The following is a 19,492-nucleotide window of genomic DNA, read 5'->3' as shown; positions in this document are numbered from 1 at the left end:
ACAGCGACAGCGACAGCGACAGCGACAGCGACAGCGACAGCGACAGCGACAGCGACAGCGACAGCGACAGCGACAGCGACAGCGACAGCGACAGCGACAGCGACAGCGACAGCGACAGCGACAGCGAATCATGCACTCGGCGTCCAAGGCGCGGTCAAGATCGGGGCCGTCCGCGTCCTAGTCTGCGCGTCTTACTGCTCATGCAACGCGATCCACCGGAAGGCTGATCCGCATAGAGCGTGATCCAGGCCGCTGCCATTCGTGTCGCGCCTGCGAGAAACCGCCGGAGCACCGCTCCGGGCAGATCGGGAGCCGCCCCCGTTTTCGTCAAAGACCTCACCAGCTCCCCATCGAGGGCGCCGCCGTCCTTCTCACCAAGGGCACGACCGTCCTTCCACTGGCGAATCCTTCAGCCGTCCCGGAAGGACATCACCCGCGCGCCTAGAAGCGGGCTCCGCAACCAAGATGCCGCCGCATTCATCACGCCCAACCCGCGCATGCTCGGGAACAGGGATCGGGGTGATGGTGGGCCGACTGCCTGACACGTATTCGGTAGCAAGTCGAAATACGCTCCCGGCCCGACTGCGACAGGCATTCGGCCCAAGGGTCAGCCCCTGTTCCGGCACGCTTTCCCTGCGTGCCGTCCCGGCAGGCCCGTCCCGGACCTCACCCAGCCTCCCGCCTCGTCCTCAGCCCACAGGGGGCGAACATCGCGGATTCAGGCGACTCCGCCGTCAAGGCCCGGCCCCAGGTCGGGGCCATGGCGACCGAGTCCCGCCCCCTCCCCCAAGCCCAGCCGTCAGGCCGAGGCGGCGAGCTGGTCCTTGCCGCCCGCCGGATCGCGCAGGACATAGCCCCGGCCCCAGACCGTCTCGATATAATTCTCTCCCCCCGTGGCCTCGGCGAGTTTCTTGCGCAGCTTGCAGATGAAGACGTCGATGATCTTCAGCTCCGGCTCATCCATGCCGCCGTAAAGATGGTTCAGGAACATCTCCTTGGTCAGGGTGGTGCCCTTGCGCAGCGAGAGCAGCTCAAGCATCTGATATTCCTTGCCGGTCAGATGGACCGGCCGATCCCGCGTCGAGACCGTCTTCTGGTCGAGATTGACCGTGATCGCCCCGGTGCGGATCACCGACTGGCTGTGGCCCTTGGAGCGGCGGATGATGGCATGGATCCGCGCCACCAGCTCTTCGCGGTGGAAGGGCTTGGCGAGATAGTCGTCGGCGCCGAAGCCGAAGCCCTTGAGCTTGCTTTCGGTATCGTCATTGCCGGAAAGGATCAGGATCGGCGTCTCCACCCGAGCCAGCCGCAACTGCCGCAGCACCTCATGGCCCGACATGTCGGGCAGGTTGAGGTCGAGCAGGATCAGATCGTAGTCGTAGAGTTTGGCAAGGTCGATCCCGTCTTCGCCCATATCGGTGCAATAGACGTTCAGATTGGCATGGGTCAGCATCAGTTCGATGCTGCGGGAGGTGGTGGGGTCGTCCTCCACAAGCAGAATGCGCATCGGGAAATTCCTCGCTTCCGGTCCGGTCAATGACGCCTTGGTGGGGCGCCCTGGTGTGACGCCTTGGTTGCGGCCCCTTGAAATTCGCGGGCAGGGCCAGGTTCGTTAACGACACTGCCAGCCACTGGTTAATGCGAGGTTACTCTGCCTGAAGCTTACCAAGGAACAACCTAAAGTTGTCTGAATTTCTGGATTGCGGTGACTTTCAGCGCGCCTTCGCCATGATTTTCGACAGCCGCGCGCCAGAGCGCGAACTCCTCTTGCGACAGCGCGTAGCGTTCCAGCGCCTCCTCTTCCGCAAGCAGGCCGTGCATGACCGCCTTGACCACCACCGCCTTGCGGCTTGCGACCCAGCGGCGGGTGTCGGGCGCAGGCAGGTCGGCACGGGTCAGCACCGATCCGTCCGGCAAGGTCACCCGCCGCGGGCCATCCACACGCTTGAGATACATTCGAGACACCCCGTTTCTTGCCACCTCGGCCAAGAATGCGGGATCTGGCTTAACCAATGTTGAACCCGGGGCGCGGCGAGGGGTTGAGAGTAGCGGGCATTTTCCTATATTCCGCGCGAAAGCGCCCGGTTTCGCCCTGCTTCCGCCGGACCCCCGTCAAATAGACCCCTGCCCCCATAACTCTGCCCCCGCAACTCTGTCCCGACACAGCCCACCGGCACACTGCCCACGGAATCCCGCTCATGGCCCTCGACGTGACCCTCAATTCGCTCGGCATCGCGAAACCCCCCGCTCAGACCCGGGTCGTCGTCGCCATGTCGGGGGGCGTCGACAGTTCCGTCGTGGCCGCCATGCTCAAGGAAGAGGGCTACGACGTCGTGGGCGTCACGCTTCAGCTTTACGACCACGGCGCCGCGCTGGCGAAAAAAGGCGCCTGCTGCGCGGGCCGCGACATCCACGACGCGCGCCGCGTGGCCGAGGCCATGGGCTTTCCGCATTACGTCCTGGATTACGAGAACACATTCCGCGAGGCGGTGATCGAGGAATTCGCCGATGCCTATCTGGCGGGCGCGACGCCGGTCCCCTGCATCCGCTGCAACGAGCGGGTGAAGTTCAAGGACCTGCTGGCGACCGCGAAGGACCTTGAGGCCGATTGCATGGCCACCGGCCATTATATCCAGCGCAAGACAGGCGCCACCGGGCCGGAACTGCATTCCGCCGCCGATCCCAACCGCGACCAGAGCTATTTCCTGTTCTCGACCACCGCCGAGCAACTGGCCTTCCTGCGCTTTCCGCTGGGCCATCTGCATTCCAAGGCAGAAACCCGCGCGCTGGCGCAGAAATACGGGCTGCCGGTCGCCGACAAGCCCGACAGCCAGGACATCTGCTTCGTGCCGAACGGCAATTACGCCAGCGTGATCGAGAAGCTGCGCCCCGGCGCCGCCGATCCCGGCGAGATCGTCGACATGGCAGGCAATGTGCTGGGCCGCCATCGCGGCGTGATCCATTACACCATCGGCCAGCGCAAGGGCCTTGGCATCGGCGGGCTGGAAGAGCCGCTCTATGTCGTCCGGCTCGATCCCCTGGCGCGGCGGGTAGTGGTCGGGCCGAAGGAATCGCTTTCGACCCGGATCGTGCCGGTGCGCGAGATCAACTGGCTGGGCGACGCGCCGCTGAGCGCGCGGCCGGAATGGCATGTGATGGCCAAGGTCCGCTCGACCCGCGCGCCGCGCGAGGCGGTGATCCGCCCGGTCTCGGACAGCGCGGCGGAGGTGGAACTCCTCGCGCCCGAGGACGGGGTCAGCCCGGGCCAGGCCTGCGTCTTCTATGAGGGCGGGTCGAGCCGGGTGCTGGGCGGCGGCTGGATCTGGCGCGGGACGCGGTAGGGCGAGGCTACCGGGCGTCTGGGGGGGGGAAGGGAGGGGGCGCTGCCCCCTCGGCGCCTTTGGCGCCTCACCCCCGGGATATTTTTGCAAAGAAGAAAGCGGCGAAGGTTTTAGGCGGGCTTTTCGAGGGGCTTGCCGGGTCGGGCTTCGGGGCGGGATGATTGGGCTTGTGTCGGCGGCCGGGCGGGAGGTCTTCGGGCGCTCAGGCGGGGCCGACGGGGGGCAGATGGGAGGGGCGGGCTGCCAGATGCGCGAGGACGGAATGCGCGGCGCGCAGTCCGGGCGGCGCGCCGCCGCGCCCGAGGCGCTGCATGGTCAGCTCCATCGCCTCGGCCTGGGCGCCTGGCCCGCTCGCCAGCAGGTCGAGCAGCACGGGCGCGATCCGTTCGGCCCGGCAATCCGCGCCGATGAATTCGGGGATGCTGCGGGTTTGCGACACCAGGTTGACCAGGGTCACCGTGTCGATGCGGATCAACCGCCGCATCAGCCACAGCGTCACCGGCGCCATGTCATAGGCGATCACCATCGGGCAGCCCTGGGCCGCGAGTTCGAGGCTGACCGTGCCCGAGGCCGCCAGCGCCGCATCCGCCGCCGCGAAGGCCGCGACCCGCGTGGCGAGGTCCGGCGCGGTGAGGATCACCGGCGCGCCGGGCCAGTCGGTGGTGGCGGCCTGCACCTCGGCCGCCAGATGGCGCGGCGTCGGCAGCACCACCCGCAGCCCCGGGCGGGCGCGGGCGACGCGCATCAGCGTCTCGCCGAAGGGGGCGATCAGCCGGGCGATCTCGCCCCGGCGCGAACCGGGCAGCGCCACGACCAGGGGGGATTCGGCCTCGATCCCATGCGCGATGCGGAAGGCCATGGCATCGCCGGGCGCGGCCACCGGCTCGGTCGCCACCGGATGGCCGGTGAAATCGCAGCTCATCCCCGCCGCCGTCATATAGGGCGGCTCGAAGGGCAGAAGCGCCAGCACATGATCGACCACCTGCGCCATGCGCCGCGCCCGTCCCGGCCGCCAGGCCCAGACCGAGGGCGCGACGTAATGGATCACCGGCAGATCCGGCGCGCGCGCCTTGACCAGCCGCGCCACCCGCAGGCAGAAATCCGGGCTGTCGATGGTGATCAGCGCATCGGGGCGGCTGGCCAGCACCGCCTCGGCGGTTTCGCGGATGCGGCGCTTGAGATGGAAGTAGCGCGGCAGGATCTCGGCCAGGCCCATCACCGAAAGCTCTTCCATCGGGAAGCGGCTCTCCATGCCCTCGGCCTGCATCTGCGGTCCGGCGATGCCGTCGAAAACCGGGGTGGAGAGCGTCTTGAGCCCCTGCATCAGCGCCGCGCCCAGCCGGTCGCCCGAGGGCTCTCCGGCGATCAGGAAAAGCCTGGGGGTAGCAGGAGCCTTTGGAGCGGGGGCGTTTGAGGCGGAAGCCTCGGCGAGAGGCGCGACCCCGGCCGGGGGGGCGGGCGCGCTCACGCCCCGGTTCCGGGCGGGCGCGACCACAGGAACAGCCCGGTCTCTTCCGCCGCCGCCCGCATCGCGGGCAGGTCGAGGCAAAGCGTGCCGCCCGCCTCCCAGGCGATGCCGCCGAGCCCGGCCCGCGCGGCGTTCCGCACGCTTTGCACCCCAAGCGCGGGCAGGTCGATGCGGCGGTCCTGCAAGGGTTTGGGCGCCTTGAACAGCAGGCCGCGCCCGCCCGCCGGATCGGGGCGCAGATCCTGCGGCAGCGCGGCGACCCCGGCCAGCATCGCATCGGTTCCCGCCAGCGTCTCGGCGCCAAGGCACAGCCCCTGCTGCACCACGCAGCCCTGGCCGACATCGACCCGGCCAAGCGCCGAGACGATCAGCGCGGCGCGGGCGGCGTCCTGCTGGTCGCGGGGCGTGATCCGGCCCGCCAGCACGCCCTCGGGCGGCAAAAGCGCGGGCGCGACCTCGCCCGCGCCGAGGATCGCGAAACCGTCCTCTTCGAAAAGCGCGATCACCTCGCGCAGGGTGGCATCGTCGCCCTGCGCCAGCGTGGCCATCAGCCGGGGCACGATCCCCGCCGTCAGCGGATCGAACAGTGCCGGGTCGAGGCGCGGGCGGCGCACCGCCCCGGCGAAGGCGATCCGGGTCACGCCCCGCTCATGCAAGGCGGCGAAGAAGGGATAGAGCCGTTCGATGCGGAAGGTCAGGTCCGGGGCCAGCCCCTCGGGCGCGAAACCGTCGAGGGCGGCGACGAAGGGGCGCGGCGCCCCGGCGGCCCGCGCGGCCTCGACCAGCGCCAGCGGCAGCGCGCCCGCCCCTGCGATCAGCGCGATGCTCATGCGGGATTCCTTTCGGAAAGGGGCCTTGCCGAAGAGGCCCGGATCGCGACGCCCCTCATCTCGGGCCCTTGGGCGTGAGGAAGCTGCGGTCGCTTTCGCCCAGGATGAAGTCGAGGATCTCGCGCACCTGCGGGCTTTCGAAATCCTCGCCCAGCCGGGCGGCGCGCTGCAGGAAGGTGCCCTCGCCCTGCGCGAGCATCTGATAGGCCGCGCGCAATTCGGTGATCTCGGCCCGGCTCGCCCCCCGGCGCTTGAGCCCGACGAGGTTCAGCCCGTCCAGCTCGCCCCTGGGCGCCTGGACGAGTCCGTAGGGTATCACGTCGTTCGCCACCATGGTCAGCGCGCCGATGATGGCACCCCGCCCGATCCGCACCCATTGATGCACGCCCGAAAGCCCGCCGACGATCACGTCGTCGCCGATATGGCAATGGCCCGCGATGGCGACGTTGTTCACAAGGATCACCCGGTCGCCGATATGGCTGTCATGGCCGACATGGGCGCCGGTCATGATCAGGCAATCGTCGCCGACCCGGGTAACGCCGCCGCCGCCCTCGGTCCCGGTGTTGAGCGTGGCGCCCTCGCGGATGCGCACCCGCGCGCCCACGATCAGCCGCGTCCGCTCGCCCCTGAACTTCAGGTCCTGTGGCACGTCGCCGACGCTGGCGAATTGCCAGATCGTGGTCTCCTCGCCGATCTCTGTCCAGCCGGTGACCACGACATGGGCCTTGAGCGTGACGCCCCGGTGCAGCGTGACCTCGGGGCCGACGATGCAATAGGGGCCGATGAAGCAATCGGGGCCGATGACCGCGCCCTCCTCGATCACCGCCGTGGGATGGACGATCGCCGTGCCATGGCGGGAGCCGCGCGCGGTCATCGGATCAGTCCCCGGAAAGATCGAACATGGCGGTGAACTGGGCCTCGCAGGCCAGTTCGCCCTCGACCATGGCGCGGCCCTCGAACTTCCAGACCTTGCCGCCGCCGCGCAGCGCCCTCACATGCAGTTCCAGCACGTCGCCCGGCACCACCTTGCGGCGGAACTTCACCCCGTCGACCCCCATGAAGAAGACCTTGGCATTCTTGTCGACCAGATCCATCGACAGCCCGACGAGGACGCCCGAGGTCTGGGCCATCGCCTCGATGATCATGACGCCGGGAAAGATCGGCATGCCGGGGAAATGGCCGGTGAACTGCGGCTCGTTACAGGTGACGCATTTGATGCCCACGCAGGATTCGTTCAGCACGACATCCCTCACCTTGTCGATCAGCAGGAATGGATAGCGGTGGGGAATGATCCGCTGGATGAGATCGAGATCGGCGGTCGAGACGGGCTTTGCCTCCACGGGGCGCATCCTCCTTGAGTCCTTTGGATGGGGTTCCTGGCTGTGCAGCCTTCGGGCCGCAGCCTTTCAGCGGCTTTGGACCTGCTATCAACAAGCGCCGGGCGGGGCAAGTTCCGTGACGGCTTGAAGGTGGCGGGGCACGGGATGGGAGGGATCGCGCGGGATGCGGGATGCCCCGGGGCGCCCGAGGGCACCCCGGGCGCGCGCCTTGGGGGATGCCTCTGGTGGCGGCTCTCAGGGCGTTTCAGGCGGCGGCCCCGGGGAGGTCGCGTCCGGGGGGTTCGCTTCCGGGGGGCTCGCGTCCGGGGCGTCCTGCGGTGCGCCTGTGCTCTCGCCGCCCTCCCCGGCCTCGCCTTCGGCGCCACCTTCCGTCCCTGTCTCGGTTTCGGGCTCGGGGTCGGTTTCGGGCAGGACCGGCAGGCGCTGGTTGACCCGAGTGATCGCCGGATCTGTGATGTCGATCAGCGATAGCGACATCACCACCGCCTCATCGACCAGGATGGCCACCGCGCCGCTCTCGATCATCAATTCGTAAAGGATCGGGGTCACCGCCTCGAAAAAGCGGCGCTGGTCCTCGTCGCGCATGCGGCGGATGGCCTGGACCTTTTCCTCCTGCGCGGCGCGGATCTCTTCCACCTTGGAATCGAAAGCGGCGGCGAGCGGGGCGAATTCGGCCGGAGACAGCACGGCGCGGCGCTGGGTCAGGGCGCGTTCCTCGGCCTCAAGCTCGGATTCGATACGGGCGTTCTCGGCCAGAAGCGCGGCCTCGGCCGCCTCCTGCCGGGCGATGAAGGCGCGCCCGAAGTCCGAGAGGCCGAAAAGCCGGTCCTGGTCCACCAGCACGAAGGGGCTCGACTGCAGCCGGATCTCGGGGCCCGAAACGGGTCCCGGCGCGGGCGAGGTTTCAGGCGCGCCTTCTGGCAAGGGCCGGGATCCGGCCTCCGGCGCATCCGCCTCCTGCGCGGCGGCGGGCGGGGCGGCGCCCGCGGGCAGCAGCGCGCAAAGCGCCAGCGCGCAAAGGCCCGGGCGAAGCCGCGAAAGCCCCCCGCGCGAAGATCCGGCAAGACCCGTGGTTGCGGCTGTCATGCTGGCATTCCCCCTGCCCCTCGGCGGCGCATGCGACGTCGATACCCCGATCCGCGGCGGCCCGGCCGGTAAAGGGCGGAAAGATGAACGGCGCGGCGCTTCAGAACGTCGTCTGGATGGTCAGATCGAAGTTCTGCTCCTTGTCGTAATCCTCTTTCTTCACCGCTTTCGAGAAGTTGAAGCGCAAAGGCCCGATCGGCGTGTTCCACAAGACCGAGACCCCGACCGCGACGCGCGGCTTGAAACCGTCGTCGACCAGCGCGGTGCCGATATTGTCGTCCAGGCTCCAGACCGACCCGACATCGACGAAGGCGCCGCCGAGGATGCCGTATTCCTCGGGCAGGCCCAGCGGGAACTCGGCCTCAAGCCGCATCGCCGCGAAGGCGTTGCCGCCTAGCGCATCCTCATTGTCGGCGCCCAGGTCGCGCGGGCCGTAGCCGTTCGGCTCGAAGCCGCGGATCTTGCCCCGGCCCGAGAAACGGTCGAGCACCCGGCTCGGCTCGTCGCCAAGCGTGTGCAGATAGCCGCCCTCGACGATGGCGCGCAGCGTCACGTCGCCCGCCAGCACCCGCCGCTCGCCCATGGCGAACACGGTCGAGGAGATGAATTCGCGATCCCCGCCCAGGCCGCCGAACTCTTGCCCGAAACGGAACAGGAAGCCCGCATCGGGATTGAGCCCGGTGATCCGGTTGTCGAATTCGTAGTTGTAGCCCAGGGCGCTGGTGATCAGCGCGCCGTTCTTGCCCTGCGCCTGTTCGCGCTGCAGGATCTCGGAAGAGCCCGAGAGCACGTCGTAAAGCTTGTCCTGCGACAGCCGCCAGGTCAGCCCCAGCGAGGATTCCTCGGTCAGCGGGAAGGCCAGGCCGAAGTTCAGCCCGATGTTGCGGGTGTTGTAGTCGGAATAGTCGCTTTCAGAGGTGCGGTAGAAGATCCCGGTGGAAAAGCGCAGGTCGCGCCCCAGCAGCCCCGGTTCGGTGAAGCTGAAGGCGGAATTCTGGTTGTCCGAGGTGGTCGAGAGGCTGAAGGCGATCTGCTGCCCGCGGCCGAGGAAATTCGCCTCGGAGAAGCTGATGTTCGCCCCCATGCCGCTGGCCACAGAATAGGACAGGCCAAGCCCCAAGGAGCCGGTCGGCTGTTCGTCCACATCGACATTCACCACGACCTGGTCGGCGGACGAGCCCGGCTCGGTCGTGACCTGGGCATCAGAGAAGAAGCCGAGCGCGCGGATGCGTTCGGCCGACTGGCGGATCTCGCGCGGGTTGAAGGGGTCGCCCTCGACCGAGCGGAACTGGCGCCGCACCACCTGGTCGAGCGTGGTGGCATTGCCCTCGATGTCGATCCGCTCGACGAAGACCCGCTCGCCGCGCACGATGGCGAATTCGATGTTCACGCGCTGGTTGCGGTCGTCGCGGGTCAGGCGCGGCTCGACCCGGACGAAGTTCAGCCCCTTGCGCAGCGCAAGGTTCTCCATCCGGGTGATGTTGTTGTCGATCAGCGCCGGGTTCCAGGTCTGGCCGCTGCGGATCTTCTGCACGGCGACGAATTCGGCGGCATTCACCCCCTCGACCTCCGAGACGGTGGTGACGGTGCCGATGTCGTAGGACAGGCCCTCGCGGATGGTGAAGGTGACGAAGGTCGCGTCCCGCTCGCGCGAGACCTCGGCCGAGACGTCGAGCACCTGGAAATCGATATAGCCGCGCGAGCGGTAGAAGTCGCTCAGCACCTGCTTGTCGATCTCAAGCCGTTCGGCGACGAAAGTGTCGCGCTGGATCAGCTGGCGCAGCAGCCCGGCCTGCTTGGTCTCAAGCACCTGGCGCAGGCGGCGGTCGGAAAAGGCGCGGTTGCCGACGAAGGACAGCCGCTCGATCTCGACCACCTTGCCCTCGGTGATCTCGAAGACCAGGTCGACCCGGTTGCCGTCGCGGCGGATGATCTTCGGCTCGACCGTGGCGGCGATGCGGCCGCGCACGCGGTAGATCTCGGCGATGGCGGCTGCATCGGCCTCGGCCCGGCTGGGCGAATAGGCGCGGCGCGCCTGCGACTGGATGATCTTCGACAGATCCTCGTCCTTGAGGGCGCGGTTGCCCTCGAAGTTGATCAGGTTGACGAAGGGGTATTCGCGGACCGCGATCCTGAGGGTGGAACCCTGGGGCGTGATCTCGACCGCCTCGAACAGGCCCGAGGCCATGATGCGCTGATAGGCGTCGTTCAGCGCCCCGGCCGAGACCTGGGCGCCGCGGCTGATTCCGGCATAGGACAGGATCGTCGCCGCATCGACGCGCTGGTTGCCCTCGACCACGACGTTCGAAAAGGAAAAGACCTGCGCGAAGGCGGGGGTGAGGATCGGCGTGCAAACGCCTGCGGCACCGATGAAAACCGCAGCGACAAGGGCCTTCGCGCCTGGCCTGCGGCGGCTTGCCTTCCGGCGCTCCGACTTCATGAAGCTGCTACCCATACGCTGTCCCGCCCTCAGATGTCCTTGGCTTTGACTATCGGGAAAGCCAAGCCTTGTCAAAAGGCTGCGGTCTCTGTGGATAACTTTGCGACATATGGTGGTCGGGCGCGGTTCTGGGCCCCCGGGGCAGGCGTCGCCGCCACCTTTCGCCCGCCCCGTCCGGGGCCGCTCCCTCCGCATCCGTCGCGGGCCGGGGCGGGAAATCGCCGGGCGGGGTTGCGCGCCGGAGCGGGCGGCAGGCGGGGCAGCGAAAACCGCCCGGGGCTGGGACGGATGGCCCCTGCCCCTGACGGTCGGAACGTGAACACGCTTGCAGGAGATGCCCGGATCAGGCCGGACCGCGACGGGACCTCAGGACGGATCGGCCCCTCGGCCTGCGACAGGCCTGGCCGGAACGGAATCGACCGTTCAGAACGGTCCCATGATGGCGGTGCCAAGGAAGGCCCCGGCCAGAAGGCCGAGAATCACGGTTCCCACCGAAAAGATGCGATCGGCATTGACGCGGATCAGCATGACGATGCCGGGAAAGCGGCGCTGGACGAGTTGCATGGCTTTTCACCCCTTAATTCCTCAGGGAGGATAAGCGCAGATTAAGGCAGGACTAAGGCATGGTCGGGACAGCACCGGGCCATGCGCCCCCTCAGGGGCAGGTCAGATCCTGCAGCAGCGCGAAGGCCATCAGCGACAGGAGCAGGACGAGGCCCACGCTCATCAGCACCTGAAGCACCCGGTCGGCGGGCGGGCGCCCGGTCACCGCCTCATAGGCGTAGAACACCAGATGCCCGCCGTCGAGCACCGGGATCGGAAACAGGTTCAACAGCCCGATCCCCAAAGACAGCAGCGCGATCATCGAGATGAAATCCACCGCCCCGGTCTTGGCCGCATCCCCCATGGTCTGGGCGATGCCCACCACCCCCGACATGCCGCAGGTGGAAATCGAGCCCGCCACCATGTGGTAAAGCCCCGAGAAGGTCATCGCCGTCATGTCCCACATCCGGGTCAGCGGCAGGCTCAGCGTCTCGCCCAGGGTGGGCGCGCGGCTGACGAGGTCGAAGGTGGTGCCCTGATAGATGCCGATCAGCCATTCCTGGCGAAAGCCGCCGCCCTCGGCCGGGATGTCGCGCGGGCGCGGGGTCAGGGTCAGCTCGAAGGTCTCGCCCCCGCGCCAGACGGTCAGCGGCACCGGGCGGCCTTCGGATCCGAAGACCACCTCCTGAAGGTCGGAGAAGGTCACGAGGTCGCGCCCCCCCGCGCTCAGGATCAGGTCGCCCTCGCGCAGGCCCGCCGCCACCGCCGCCGATTTCGGCTGCACGCCGCCCACCAGCGGCGGATGCGGATGCGGCGCGCCAAGCGTGACCTGCTGCCCGTCGCGGCGCAGGGTGAATTCGACCTCCGCCGTGGCGGGAAGCGCGCGCAGGGCCGCGCCCAGGCTTTCGGCATCCGGCGTGGGCGTGCCCGCGACGGCAAGGATCACGTCGCCCTCGCGCAGGGCCTGCTGCTGCGGCAGCGGCACCAGGCGCGAGACGGTGGGCGGGTCGATGGTGATCCCCGACCAGACCAGCATCCCCGCCAGCACCACCGCCGTCAGGATGAAATTGGCGAAGGGCCCGGCGGCCACGGTCAGCGTCCGCGCCCACAGCGGCGCGCCCGACATGGTATGGCGGCGTTCCTCGGCCGTGAGCCCCTCGGCCCCGGTCGAGCGCACCGAGGCCGCATCGGCATCGCCCATGAATTTCACGAAACCGCCGAAGGGAATCGCCGCCAACTGCCATTGCGTACCGCGACGGTCGCGGCGCGCGAACAGCACCGGGCCGAAGCCCAGCGAGAACACCTCGGCATGGATGCCGCACCAGCGCCCGACGATGTAATGGCCGTATTCATGGATGAAGACGATGATCGACAGCGCGATCACGAAGAACACCACATACCAAAGACCGCCGCCAAGCGTGCCCAGAATATCCATCTCTCATCCCGCCTTCTGTTCGCTCCGGCCCGCCGTCCCGCCCGATACCGCGCGCGCGATCTCATCCGCCCGGATCCGCGCCAGCGCATCCGCCGCCAGAACCTCGTCGAGGTCCGGGGCGTCGCTTTCAAGGCGGAAATCGGACGAAATCCGCTCAAGCGTGCGCTCGACCACGCCGGACATGGCCATGAAGCCGATCCGGCCCGCCAGGAAATGGTCCAGCGCCACCTCCTTGGCGGCGTTGAACACCACGCCCGCCCGGCCCCGGATCCGCATCACCTCGCGGCAGATCCGCAGCGCGGGATAGCGCGCCTCGTCCGGGGCCTCGAAGCTCATCCGGCCAAGCGCGGGCAGGTCCAGCGGCGCCACCGGCAGACGCTCGCGCCGCGGCCAGTTCAGCGCATAGCCGATGGCATGGCGCATGTCGGGGCTGCCCATATGCGCCATCACCGCGCCGTCCTGGAAGGCCACCATGGAATGGACGACGGATTCGCGATGGATCACGACCTCGATCCTTTCGGGCGCGATGCCGAAGAATTCGCGGGTCTCGATCACCTCCATCGCCTTGTTGAACATGCTGGCGGAATCGACGGTGATGCGCTGGCCCATGGCCCAGTTCGGATGGCGGCAGGCATCCGCCACGCCGGCCCCGGCCAGCCGGTCGAGCGGCCAGTCCCGCAAGGCCCCGCCCGAGGCGGTCAGGATCACCCGCTCCACCGCCTCGACCGGATCGCGGCCAAGCGCCTGGAAGATCGCCGAATGCTCGCTGTCCACCGGCAGGATGCGGGCGCCGTGGCGGGCGGCCTCGGCCAGGAGAAGCTTTCCGGCGGTGACCAGGCTTTCCTTGTTCGCCAGCGCCAGGATGCCGCCGTGGCGCAGGGCGCGGAACCCCGGCGCCAGCCCGGCGGCGCCGACGATCGCGCTCATCACCCAATCGGCGGGGCGGTCGGCGGCGTCGAGAAGCGCCTGCGGCCCGGCCTGGGCCTCGATGCCCGAGCCATCCAGCGCGGCGCGGAGGTTCGCCAGCCGGGCCGGATCGGCGGTCACCGCGACCTCGGCCCGCAGATCGCGCGCGATCCGCGCCAGCCGGGCCACGTTCTGGCCGCCGGTCACCGCGACGGTATGGAAGGCGGCGGGCCCGCCCGCGCGCGCGACCAGATCGACGGTCTGCTCGCCCACCGATCCGGTGGCGCCGAAGATGGAGATGCGCCGCATGCCCCTCAGCCCCCCGCCCCTGCCGCGATCCCCGCGGCGGCCCCTGCCACGACCCGGCCCGCCAGCGGCAGGAACGGCCACAGGATCTGGATCAGCGCCGCCGCGATCGCGGCGAAGGCCAGGGCGTCGAACCGGTCCATCAGCCCGCCATGGCCCGGGATCAGCGCCGAGGCATCCTTGACCCCGGCGCGCCGCTTGATCGCGCTTTCGGCGATGTCGCCCAATTGCCCGGCAAGCGCGACAAGGGCCGAAATCGCCACCATCGCCCAACCGCCCTGCCCCGCCAGCACGAAGCCAAGCCCCAGAAGCGCGGCGGCGATCCAGCCCGCGACCGTGCCGCTCCAGGTCTTTTTCGGGCTCAGCCGGGGCCAGAACTTCGGCCCGCCAAGGATCCGCCCGGCGAAATAGCCCGCCACATCCGAGGCGATCACCACCCCGACCAGCCAGACCACCGCGAGGCGGCCGTCGATCACCGCGCTCTGGCGCAAGAGCACCAGCGCCAGCCCGGTCATCAGGATCACCGGCGCGTAAAGCCCGAAGGCGAAGGCGTCGCGCGAAGCCACCATCAGCCCGACCAGAACCGGCACGAGCAGCAGCAGAAGCGGCCAGGGATGCGCGCTCCACAGGTTGAGCGCCAGCACCCCGAGGGCGAGAAGCGCGGGCAGAAGCGCCTGGAACCCGCCCGCCCCCGTCATCCGCGCCAGTTCCCACATCATCGCGGCGCAGACCGCCAGAACCAGGACGGCGAAGACCGCCCCCCCGGCCCAGACGGCGCCCACGCCCAGAACCGCCATGACAAGCGCCGACAGCACCCGCGGCGCCAGATCCGACCAGCGGCCCGGCACCCGGGCGCCGGGATCCGTGCCGTTCGCCTGGCCCGGGCTCATGCGCCGACGCCGCCGAAACGGCGCTCGCGGTTGCCGTAGCGCGCCAGGATCGCGCCCAGTTCCTCGGGCGTGAAATCGGGCCAGAGCGTCTCGGTGAATTCATATTCGGCATAGGCCGCCTGCCAGGGCAGGAAATTCGAGGTCCGGGTCTCGCCGCTGGTGCGGATCACCAGGTCGGGATCGGGGATGCCCCGGCTGTCGAGCCGGTCGGAGAAGGCGGCCTCGGTCAGGTCCTCGGGGCAGAAGCGGCCCTCGGCGGCCTCAAGCGCGATGGCGCGGGCGGCGCGCAGGATCTCATCCCGGCCACCGTAGTTGATCGCCACCACCAGATCGAGGCGCGACAGATGCGCGGTGCGCGCCTCGATCCCCGCCATCAGCCGTTGCAGCCGGGGCGCCAGGCGCGAGCGGTCGCCGATGAAGCGCAGCCGCACGCCCTCGCGCGCAAGCTCGTCGGCTTCGCGCTGGATGTAGCGCGCGAAGATCGACATCAGCCCCAGCACCTCTTCGGTGGAACGCTTCCAGTTCTCGGTCGAGAAGGCGTAGAGCGTCATCCAGCGGATGCCCAGGCCCGGGGCGGCGCGGACGATCTCGCGCACCCTCTCGGCGCCCTTCCTGTGGCCGACCAGGCGCGGCCAGCCGCGCCGCGTGGCCCAGCGACCGTTGCCGTCCATGATCACGGCGACATGGGCGACGCGGCGCGCGGCATCGCCGGGGGCTTTGCCCGCAGACTGGCCGGGGGGCTGGCCCGGAGACTGGGTCGAGGGCGGAACGGGGGGCTGGACGGACATCGGCGGCCTTTCCGGCTCAGACCTGCATGATCTCGGCCTGTTTGGTCTCCAGCGTCTGGTCGACGGTCTTGATGAAGCGGTCGGTCAGGCCCTGCACCTCGTCCTCCCAGAACTTGGCGTCGTCTTCCGAGACATCGCCCTTGGCCTTGGCCTTCTTGATCTGGTCCATGCCGTCGCGGCGCAGGTTGCGGATGGCGACGCGGGCATGTTCGGCATATTGGCCCGCGACCTTGGTCAGCTCGCGCCGACGCTCTTCGTTCAGCTCGGGGATCGGCAGCATGATGATGGTGCCGTTGGTCTGGGGATTGATGCCCAGGCCGGATTCGCGGATCGCCTTCTCGACCTTGGAGACGAGGCCCTTGTCCCAGACGTTGACGGTGACCATGCGCGGCTCGGGCACGTTGACGGTGCCGAGCTGGTTGATCGGCGTCATCTGGCCGTAGGCCTCGACCTGCACCGGCTCCAGCATGGCGCCCGAGGCGCGGCCGGTCCGCAACGAGGCGAATTCGGTGCGCAGGGCGGCGATGGCGCCATCCATCCGGCGCGTCAGGTCATCGGTGTCGAGCATGAACTCTTCGTTCGACATCTGGTCATTTCCCGCAGTTGGCCCGCCGGACACCGGCGGGGATTTCGGCTGGTATAGATTGAAAGGCCGCCGGGGTATAGTGGGGCCTGTCCCCGGACCGGAAGGGGGCGGCGGGCTCTCAGCCCTTGGCGTCGACCGTGGTATAGGTGCCCTGCCCCGCGAGGATGCCGCGGAATCCGCCCGGCTCGTCCAGCGAAAAGACGATGATCGGCAGGTGGTTGTCGCGCGCGAGCGCTATGGCGGTGGCATCCATCACGCCGAGATGCTTTTCCAGCGCCTCGTCGTAGGAGACCCGGTCGTAGCGCTTGGCGTCGGGGAATTTCTTCGGGTCGCGGTCGTAGACGCCATCGACCTTGGTTCCCTTGAAGACGGCGGCGCAGCCCATTTCGTTGGCGCGCAGGGTGGCGGCGGTGTCGGTGGTGAAATAGGGGTTTCCCGTGCCCGCGGCGAAGATCACCACGCGCTTCTTTTCCAGATGGCGGACGGCGCGGCGGCGGATATAGGGCTCGCAGACCTGGTCCATCGGGATGGCCGAGATCACCCGGGTATAGATGCCGATCTGTTCGAGTGCCGACTGCATCGCCAGCGCGTTCATCACGGTGGCGAGCATGCCCATGTAGTCGGCTGTGGTGCGCTCCATCCCCTGGGCGGAGCCGGCGAGGCCGCGGAAGATGTTGCCGCCGCCGATCACCATGCAGATCTCGACGCCGAGATCGTGGACCGATTTCACCTCTTGCGCGATGCGGGCGACGGTCTGCGGGTTCAGCCCGTAGGCTCGGTCGCCCATCAGGGCCTCGCCCGAGATCTTCAGCATCACCCGCGCATATTTCGTGGCGGATTCCGGCATGGGCGCGGCCGTGGACATGGGTTCCCCCTGGGATTGTGGCGATGGTCTTGGATCGGGGAGCAAAATGGGCGAAAACCGGCGCGGGTTCAACCGGGAAACCGGAGGCCGGGCGGCGGGCGGAAGGGGGCGCCGCCCCCTCGGCGCCTTTGGCGCCTCACCCCCGGGATATTTTTGCAAAGAAGAAAGGGCAAGTCGTCGCCATGGCCTTGATTTCGGCGATATCGCGCGAGGCGCCGGTGCTGATCGCCGGGCCGACCGCCAGCGGCAAATCGGCGCTGGCGATGGAGATCGCCGCGCGCGACGGGCGGGTGGTCGTCAATGCCGATGCGCTTCAGGTCTACGGGAACTGGCGGGTGCTGACGGCGCGGCCCTCGGCGGCGGAGGAGGCGGCGCTGCCGCATGCGCTTTACGGCCATGTCGGGCGCGACGGGGCGTGGTCGGTCGGGCACTGGCTGCGCGCGGCGGCGGGGTTTCTGGACCGGCCCGCGGTGTTCGTCGGCGGCACCGGGCTTTATTTCATGGCGCTGACCGAGGGGCTGGCCGAGGTTCCGCCGGTGCCCGCCGAGGTCCGTGCCGAGGCCGACCGGCTGCGCGCCGGGGATTTCGCGGCGATGGTGGCGGGGCTGGATCCGGCGACGGCGGCGCGGATCGACCTGAGAAATCCGGCCCGAGTGCAGCGCGCATGGGAGGTTTTGCGCGCCACCGGCCGGGGCCTGGGCGACTGGCAGGCGCGGACGGCGCAGCCGCTGCTGCCGCTGGCGCGGGCCGAGACGCTGGTGCTGCGGCCGGAGACCGGCTGGCTCGACGCCCGCATCGCCCGGCGGTTCGCCGCGATGGTGGAGGAGGGCGCGCTGGAAGAGGCCCGGGCCGAATTGCCGCATTGGAACCCGGCCCTGCCCTCCGCGCGCGCGATCGGCGCGCCGGAACTGATCGCGCATCTTCAGGGCCGGATCGGGCTGCCCGAGGCGGTGGCGGCGGCAAGCCTTGCGACCCGGCGCTATGCCAAGCGCCAGAGGACCTGGTTCCGCGCCCGGATGGCGGGCTGGCGGGGGCTGGAGCTGCCCTGAACGGCGGGTCGGACCCTGGTTGCGCGCCCTGCATCGACCTGGCGCCATCTGGTGCGGGGGACTTCGGCGGGAATCGGTTCGGAACGGCGGAGGCGGCGGCGCGGGATCGAAGGCGCGGATGGACGGCAAGGGACGGACGGGCCGTTCGAGAAGGGCGACAGGAAACCTGCGGGACCGGCGGAAGGGTCGGGCGGGACGGTGGGATGGGCGAGACGGGACAGAGTGACTGAAACCGGCACTCGGGGCAGGCGCCTTGGTACGGGCGGCTTGCTGGGACGGGCGAGCTGGGCCGGGAGCGGCGGACGGAAACAGATGACGGGCCGGAACATACAGGCCGGAGCCGACGGCTCGGGACGGGCGATACCGGGCAACGGTCCGGGCGGGGCGGCTCGCCGGTCGGGACCATCGGGGCTTTCCTCCCGCCCCCTGCGTCCCGGCAAGGCGGGGCGGATCCGTGGCGGCGAAGCAACGCCCGCGCTCTGTCCACCGGTTTTTCCACAGGCTTTCCACCCCGCCTGTGGACAAGTTTCGCGCTTTGCCATCTTTTTGCTTTGGTTTTGGGGCTATGCAGGCATAACCTCAGGTTGTTCCCGAAGAGTTGACCGCCCGATGCAGGATTTCTCCACGCGCTCGCAACTGCGCCTCATGGCCATCCCCCGCCTTGCCGCCGCGGGGCGTTGGCGCGTCGAGGCGATGCGCGCATTGTCCGAGCCCTGTTTCCTGTGGTTCACCAAGGGCCAGGGCCGCGTCACCGTGCAGGGGGTCACCCGCGGCTATACCGCGCACAACGCCATCTTCATCCCGAAAGGCGTGATGCATGGGTTCGAGGCCGGGCCCAACGTCTTCGGCACCGCCGTCTTCTTCGGCCGCGACTGCGACCTGACCCTGCCCTCGGCGCCCCTGCACCTGCGCATCCGCGAGGTCCATGCCCAGCAGGAGCTGAACGTGCTGCTCGATTCCATCGGGCGCGAGCTGACCTCGGACGTGCCGGCCCATGACCGGGCGACGCAGCATTATCTGGGCCTGCTGGGCGTCTGGCTGGAGCGGCAGGCCGCGAAGGCCGAGCCCGAAGCCGCCCGCCCCGACGCCACGCAACGGCTGGTGAACCGCTACACCGCGCTTCTGGAGCGCGACTTCCGCTCGGGCATGGGGGTGGCGGATTTCGCCGCCGCGCTCGGCGTGACGCCGACCCATCTGACGCGCTGTTGCAAGGCGGCCTGCGGGCGCCCGGCCTCGACCCTGCTGCAGGACCGCCGCATCTTCGAGGCGCGCAGGCTGCTGGCCGAAACCCGCATCCCGGTCGGCCATATCGCGGCAAGCCTGGGCTTCACCTCGGCGGCCTATTTCACCCGGGCCTTCCAGCATCTGACCGGGAAATCCCCCACCGCTTTCCGCCGCGCGCCCTGATGACTGAGGGCTGAGGCCGGGCCGGGAAGGCGTCCTGTCGGGCCGAAGAAGTCCGGCCCGAAGGCGCTTGGCAAAAACCCCAGGCACCGCGGCAGACCCCGCCCGCTGCTGCAGCAAAAGCGCCCCCAAGCCCCTTCGCCCCTTCATCTTGGCCGAAATATCCCGGGGGTGAGGCCCGTGCAGCGGGCCGAGGGGGCAGCGCCCCCCCCCCC

General features: G+C 69.1%; 18 protein-coding genes. 3 read left to right on the top strand and 15 right to left on the bottom strand.

What is annotated here, in order from left to right; all coding sequences use genetic code 11:
- Positions 1–799: 799 nt before the first annotated feature.
- Together ctrA and sciP are read right to left on the bottom strand one after the other, a co-directional pair.
- Positions 800–1,507, bottom strand: coding sequence for a response regulator transcription factor CtrA (gene ctrA, locus ABNX41_RS19255; RefSeq protein WP_438671318.1), 708 nt, complete (start codon positions 1,505–1,507; stop codon positions 800–802).
- A 170-nt stretch (positions 1,508–1,677) separates the two neighbouring features.
- Entirely contained in the window at positions 1,678–1,956 is a 279-nt protein-coding gene (gene sciP, locus ABNX41_RS19250; RefSeq protein ID WP_438671317.1) for a CtrA inhibitor SciP, read from the bottom strand.
- 242 nt (positions 1,957–2,198) lie between these two features.
- Here sciP and mnmA point away from each other — a divergent pair, with 242 nt between their 5' ends.
- Positions 2,199–3,341 (top strand): tRNA 2-thiouridine(34) synthase MnmA, encoded by a 1,143-nt coding sequence (mnmA, locus tag ABNX41_RS19245; RefSeq protein ID WP_438671316.1) that lies wholly within the window; start codon positions 2,199–2,201, stop codon positions 3,339–3,341.
- Between the two features lie 202 nt (positions 3,342–3,543).
- Here mnmA and lpxB read toward each other — a convergent pair whose 3' ends face one another.
- The 13 genes from lpxB to pyrH all read right to left on the bottom strand — a co-directional run bounded on the left by lpxB (position 3,544) and on the right by pyrH (position 16,824).
- Entirely contained in the window at positions 3,544–4,710 is a 1,167-nt protein-coding gene (gene lpxB, locus ABNX41_RS19240; protein ID WP_438671319.1) for a lipid-A-disaccharide synthase, read from the bottom strand.
- A 95-nt stretch (positions 4,711–4,805) separates the two neighbouring features.
- Positions 4,806–5,639 (bottom strand): LpxI family protein, encoded by an 834-nt coding sequence (locus ABNX41_RS19235; RefSeq protein WP_438671315.1) that lies wholly within the window; start codon positions 5,637–5,639, stop codon positions 4,806–4,808.
- A 55-nt stretch (positions 5,640–5,694) separates the two neighbouring features.
- A complete protein-coding gene (lpxA, locus tag ABNX41_RS19230) occupies positions 5,695–6,513 on the bottom strand; it encodes an acyl-ACP--UDP-N-acetylglucosamine O-acyltransferase (protein ID WP_438671314.1) in 819 nt (272 codons plus the stop codon).
- A gap of 4 nt (positions 6,514–6,517) precedes the next feature.
- Positions 6,518–6,979: a 3-hydroxyacyl-ACP dehydratase FabZ gene (fabZ, locus tag ABNX41_RS19225; protein ID WP_438671313.1), complete on the bottom strand. Its 462-nt coding sequence runs from the start codon at positions 6,977–6,979 to the stop codon at positions 6,518–6,520.
- Between the two features lie 234 nt (positions 6,980–7,213).
- Complete coding sequence (locus ABNX41_RS19220; protein WP_438671312.1) at positions 7,214–8,065, bottom strand: OmpH/Skp family outer membrane protein; 852 nt, start codon at positions 8,063–8,065, stop codon at positions 7,214–7,216.
- A 100-nt stretch (positions 8,066–8,165) separates the two neighbouring features.
- Positions 8,166–10,505 (bottom strand): outer membrane protein assembly factor BamA, encoded by a 2,340-nt coding sequence (gene bamA, locus ABNX41_RS19215; protein ID WP_438671311.1) that lies wholly within the window; start codon positions 10,503–10,505, stop codon positions 8,166–8,168.
- Between the two features lie 423 nt (positions 10,506–10,928).
- Positions 10,929–11,069, bottom strand: a complete 141-nt coding sequence (locus tag ABNX41_RS19210; RefSeq protein ID WP_438671310.1) for a hypothetical protein — start codon at positions 11,067–11,069, stop codon at positions 10,929–10,931.
- Positions 11,070–11,160: 91 nt separating this feature from the next.
- Positions 11,161–12,483 carry an RIP metalloprotease RseP gene (gene rseP, locus ABNX41_RS19205; protein ID WP_438671309.1) on the bottom strand — a complete coding sequence of 441 codons (1,323 nt, stop codon included), beginning with the start codon at positions 12,481–12,483 and terminating at the stop codon, positions 11,161–11,163.
- 3 nt (positions 12,484–12,486) lie between these two features.
- Positions 12,487–13,698: a 1-deoxy-D-xylulose-5-phosphate reductoisomerase gene (gene dxr / locus ABNX41_RS19200; protein WP_438671308.1), complete on the bottom strand. Its 1,212-nt coding sequence runs from the start codon at positions 13,696–13,698 to the stop codon at positions 12,487–12,489.
- 5 nt (positions 13,699–13,703) lie between these two features.
- Positions 13,704–14,585: a phosphatidate cytidylyltransferase gene (locus ABNX41_RS19195; RefSeq protein WP_438671307.1), complete on the bottom strand. Its 882-nt coding sequence runs from the start codon at positions 14,583–14,585 to the stop codon at positions 13,704–13,706.
- Entirely contained in the window at positions 14,582–15,373 is a 792-nt protein-coding gene (gene uppS / locus ABNX41_RS19190; RefSeq protein WP_438671306.1) for a polyprenyl diphosphate synthase, read from the bottom strand. The genes ABNX41_RS19195 and uppS overlap by 4 nt, the downstream gene beginning before the upstream one ends.
- A gap of 16 nt (positions 15,374–15,389) precedes the next feature.
- Positions 15,390–15,959: a ribosome recycling factor gene (frr, locus tag ABNX41_RS19185; RefSeq protein ID WP_438671305.1), complete on the bottom strand. Its 570-nt coding sequence runs from the start codon at positions 15,957–15,959 to the stop codon at positions 15,390–15,392.
- Between the two features lie 118 nt (positions 15,960–16,077).
- Positions 16,078–16,824 (bottom strand): UMP kinase, encoded by a 747-nt coding sequence (pyrH, locus tag ABNX41_RS19180; protein WP_438671304.1) that lies wholly within the window; start codon positions 16,822–16,824, stop codon positions 16,078–16,080.
- A 182-nt stretch (positions 16,825–17,006) separates the two neighbouring features.
- Between pyrH and miaA the strand changes: the two genes are divergently transcribed.
- Together miaA and ABNX41_RS19170 are read left to right on the top strand one after the other, a co-directional pair.
- Positions 17,007–17,873 carry a tRNA (adenosine(37)-N6)-dimethylallyltransferase MiaA gene (gene miaA / locus ABNX41_RS19175; RefSeq protein ID WP_438671303.1) on the top strand — a complete coding sequence of 289 codons (867 nt, stop codon included), beginning with the start codon at positions 17,007–17,009 and terminating at the stop codon, positions 17,871–17,873.
- A gap of 609 nt (positions 17,874–18,482) precedes the next feature.
- On the top strand, positions 18,483–19,280 hold the full coding sequence (locus ABNX41_RS19170; RefSeq protein ID WP_438671302.1) for a helix-turn-helix domain-containing protein: 798 nt from the start codon (positions 18,483–18,485) through the stop codon (positions 19,278–19,280).
- Positions 19,281–19,492 lie beyond the last annotated feature (212 nt).

The sequence above is a fragment of the Pseudogemmobacter sonorensis genome (genome assembly GCF_042762395.1).
Lineage (GTDB): Bacteria > Pseudomonadota > Alphaproteobacteria > Rhodobacterales > Rhodobacteraceae > Pseudogemmobacter > Pseudogemmobacter sonorensis.
This window is presented reverse-complemented; position numbering and strand designations above follow the sequence as displayed.

What these genes read in the sequence shown, in the direction of transcription:
- ctrA (WP_438671318.1), bottom strand. Translation starts at nt 1,507, where the DNA reads ATGCGCATTCTGCTTGTGGAGGACGACCCCACCACCTCCCGCAGCATC.
- sciP (WP_438671317.1), bottom strand. Translation starts at nt 1,956, where the DNA reads ATGTATCTCAAGCGTGTGGATGGCCCGCGGCGGGTGACCTTGCCGGAC.
- mnmA (WP_438671316.1), top strand. Translation starts at nt 2,199, where the DNA reads ATGGCCCTCGACGTGACCCTCAATTCGCTCGGCATCGCGAAACCCCCC.
- ABNX41_RS19235 (WP_438671315.1), bottom strand. Translation starts at nt 5,639, where the DNA reads ATGAGCATCGCGCTGATCGCAGGGGCGGGCGCGCTGCCGCTGGCGCTG.
- lpxA (WP_438671314.1), bottom strand. Translation starts at nt 6,513, where the DNA reads ATGACCGCGCGCGGCTCCCGCCATGGCACGGCGATCGTCCATCCCACG.
- ABNX41_RS19220 (WP_438671312.1), bottom strand. Translation starts at nt 8,065, where the DNA reads ATGACAGCCGCAACCACGGGTCTTGCCGGATCTTCGCGCGGGGGGCTT.
- bamA (WP_438671311.1), bottom strand. Translation starts at nt 10,505, where the DNA reads ATGAAGTCGGAGCGCCGGAAGGCAAGCCGCCGCAGGCCAGGCGCGAAG.
- ABNX41_RS19210 (WP_438671310.1), bottom strand. Translation starts at nt 11,069, where the DNA reads ATGCAACTCGTCCAGCGCCGCTTTCCCGGCATCGTCATGCTGATCCGC.
- rseP (WP_438671309.1), bottom strand. Translation starts at nt 12,483, where the DNA reads ATGGATATTCTGGGCACGCTTGGCGGCGGTCTTTGGTATGTGGTGTTC.
- dxr (WP_438671308.1), bottom strand. Translation starts at nt 13,698, where the DNA reads ATGCGGCGCATCTCCATCTTCGGCGCCACCGGATCGGTGGGCGAGCAG.
- ABNX41_RS19195 (WP_438671307.1), bottom strand. Translation starts at nt 14,585, where the DNA reads ATGAGCCCGGGCCAGGCGAACGGCACGGATCCCGGCGCCCGGGTGCCG.
- uppS (WP_438671306.1), bottom strand. Translation starts at nt 15,373, where the DNA reads ATGTCCGTCCAGCCCCCCGTTCCGCCCTCGACCCAGTCTCCGGGCCAG.
- frr (WP_438671305.1), bottom strand. Translation starts at nt 15,959, where the DNA reads ATGTCGAACGAAGAGTTCATGCTCGACACCGATGACCTGACGCGCCGG.
- pyrH (WP_438671304.1), bottom strand. Translation starts at nt 16,824, where the DNA reads ATGTCCACGGCCGCGCCCATGCCGGAATCCGCCACGAAATATGCGCGG.
- miaA (WP_438671303.1), top strand. Translation starts at nt 17,007, where the DNA reads ATGGCCTTGATTTCGGCGATATCGCGCGAGGCGCCGGTGCTGATCGCC.
- ABNX41_RS19170 (WP_438671302.1), top strand. Translation starts at nt 18,483, where the DNA reads ATGCAGGATTTCTCCACGCGCTCGCAACTGCGCCTCATGGCCATCCCC.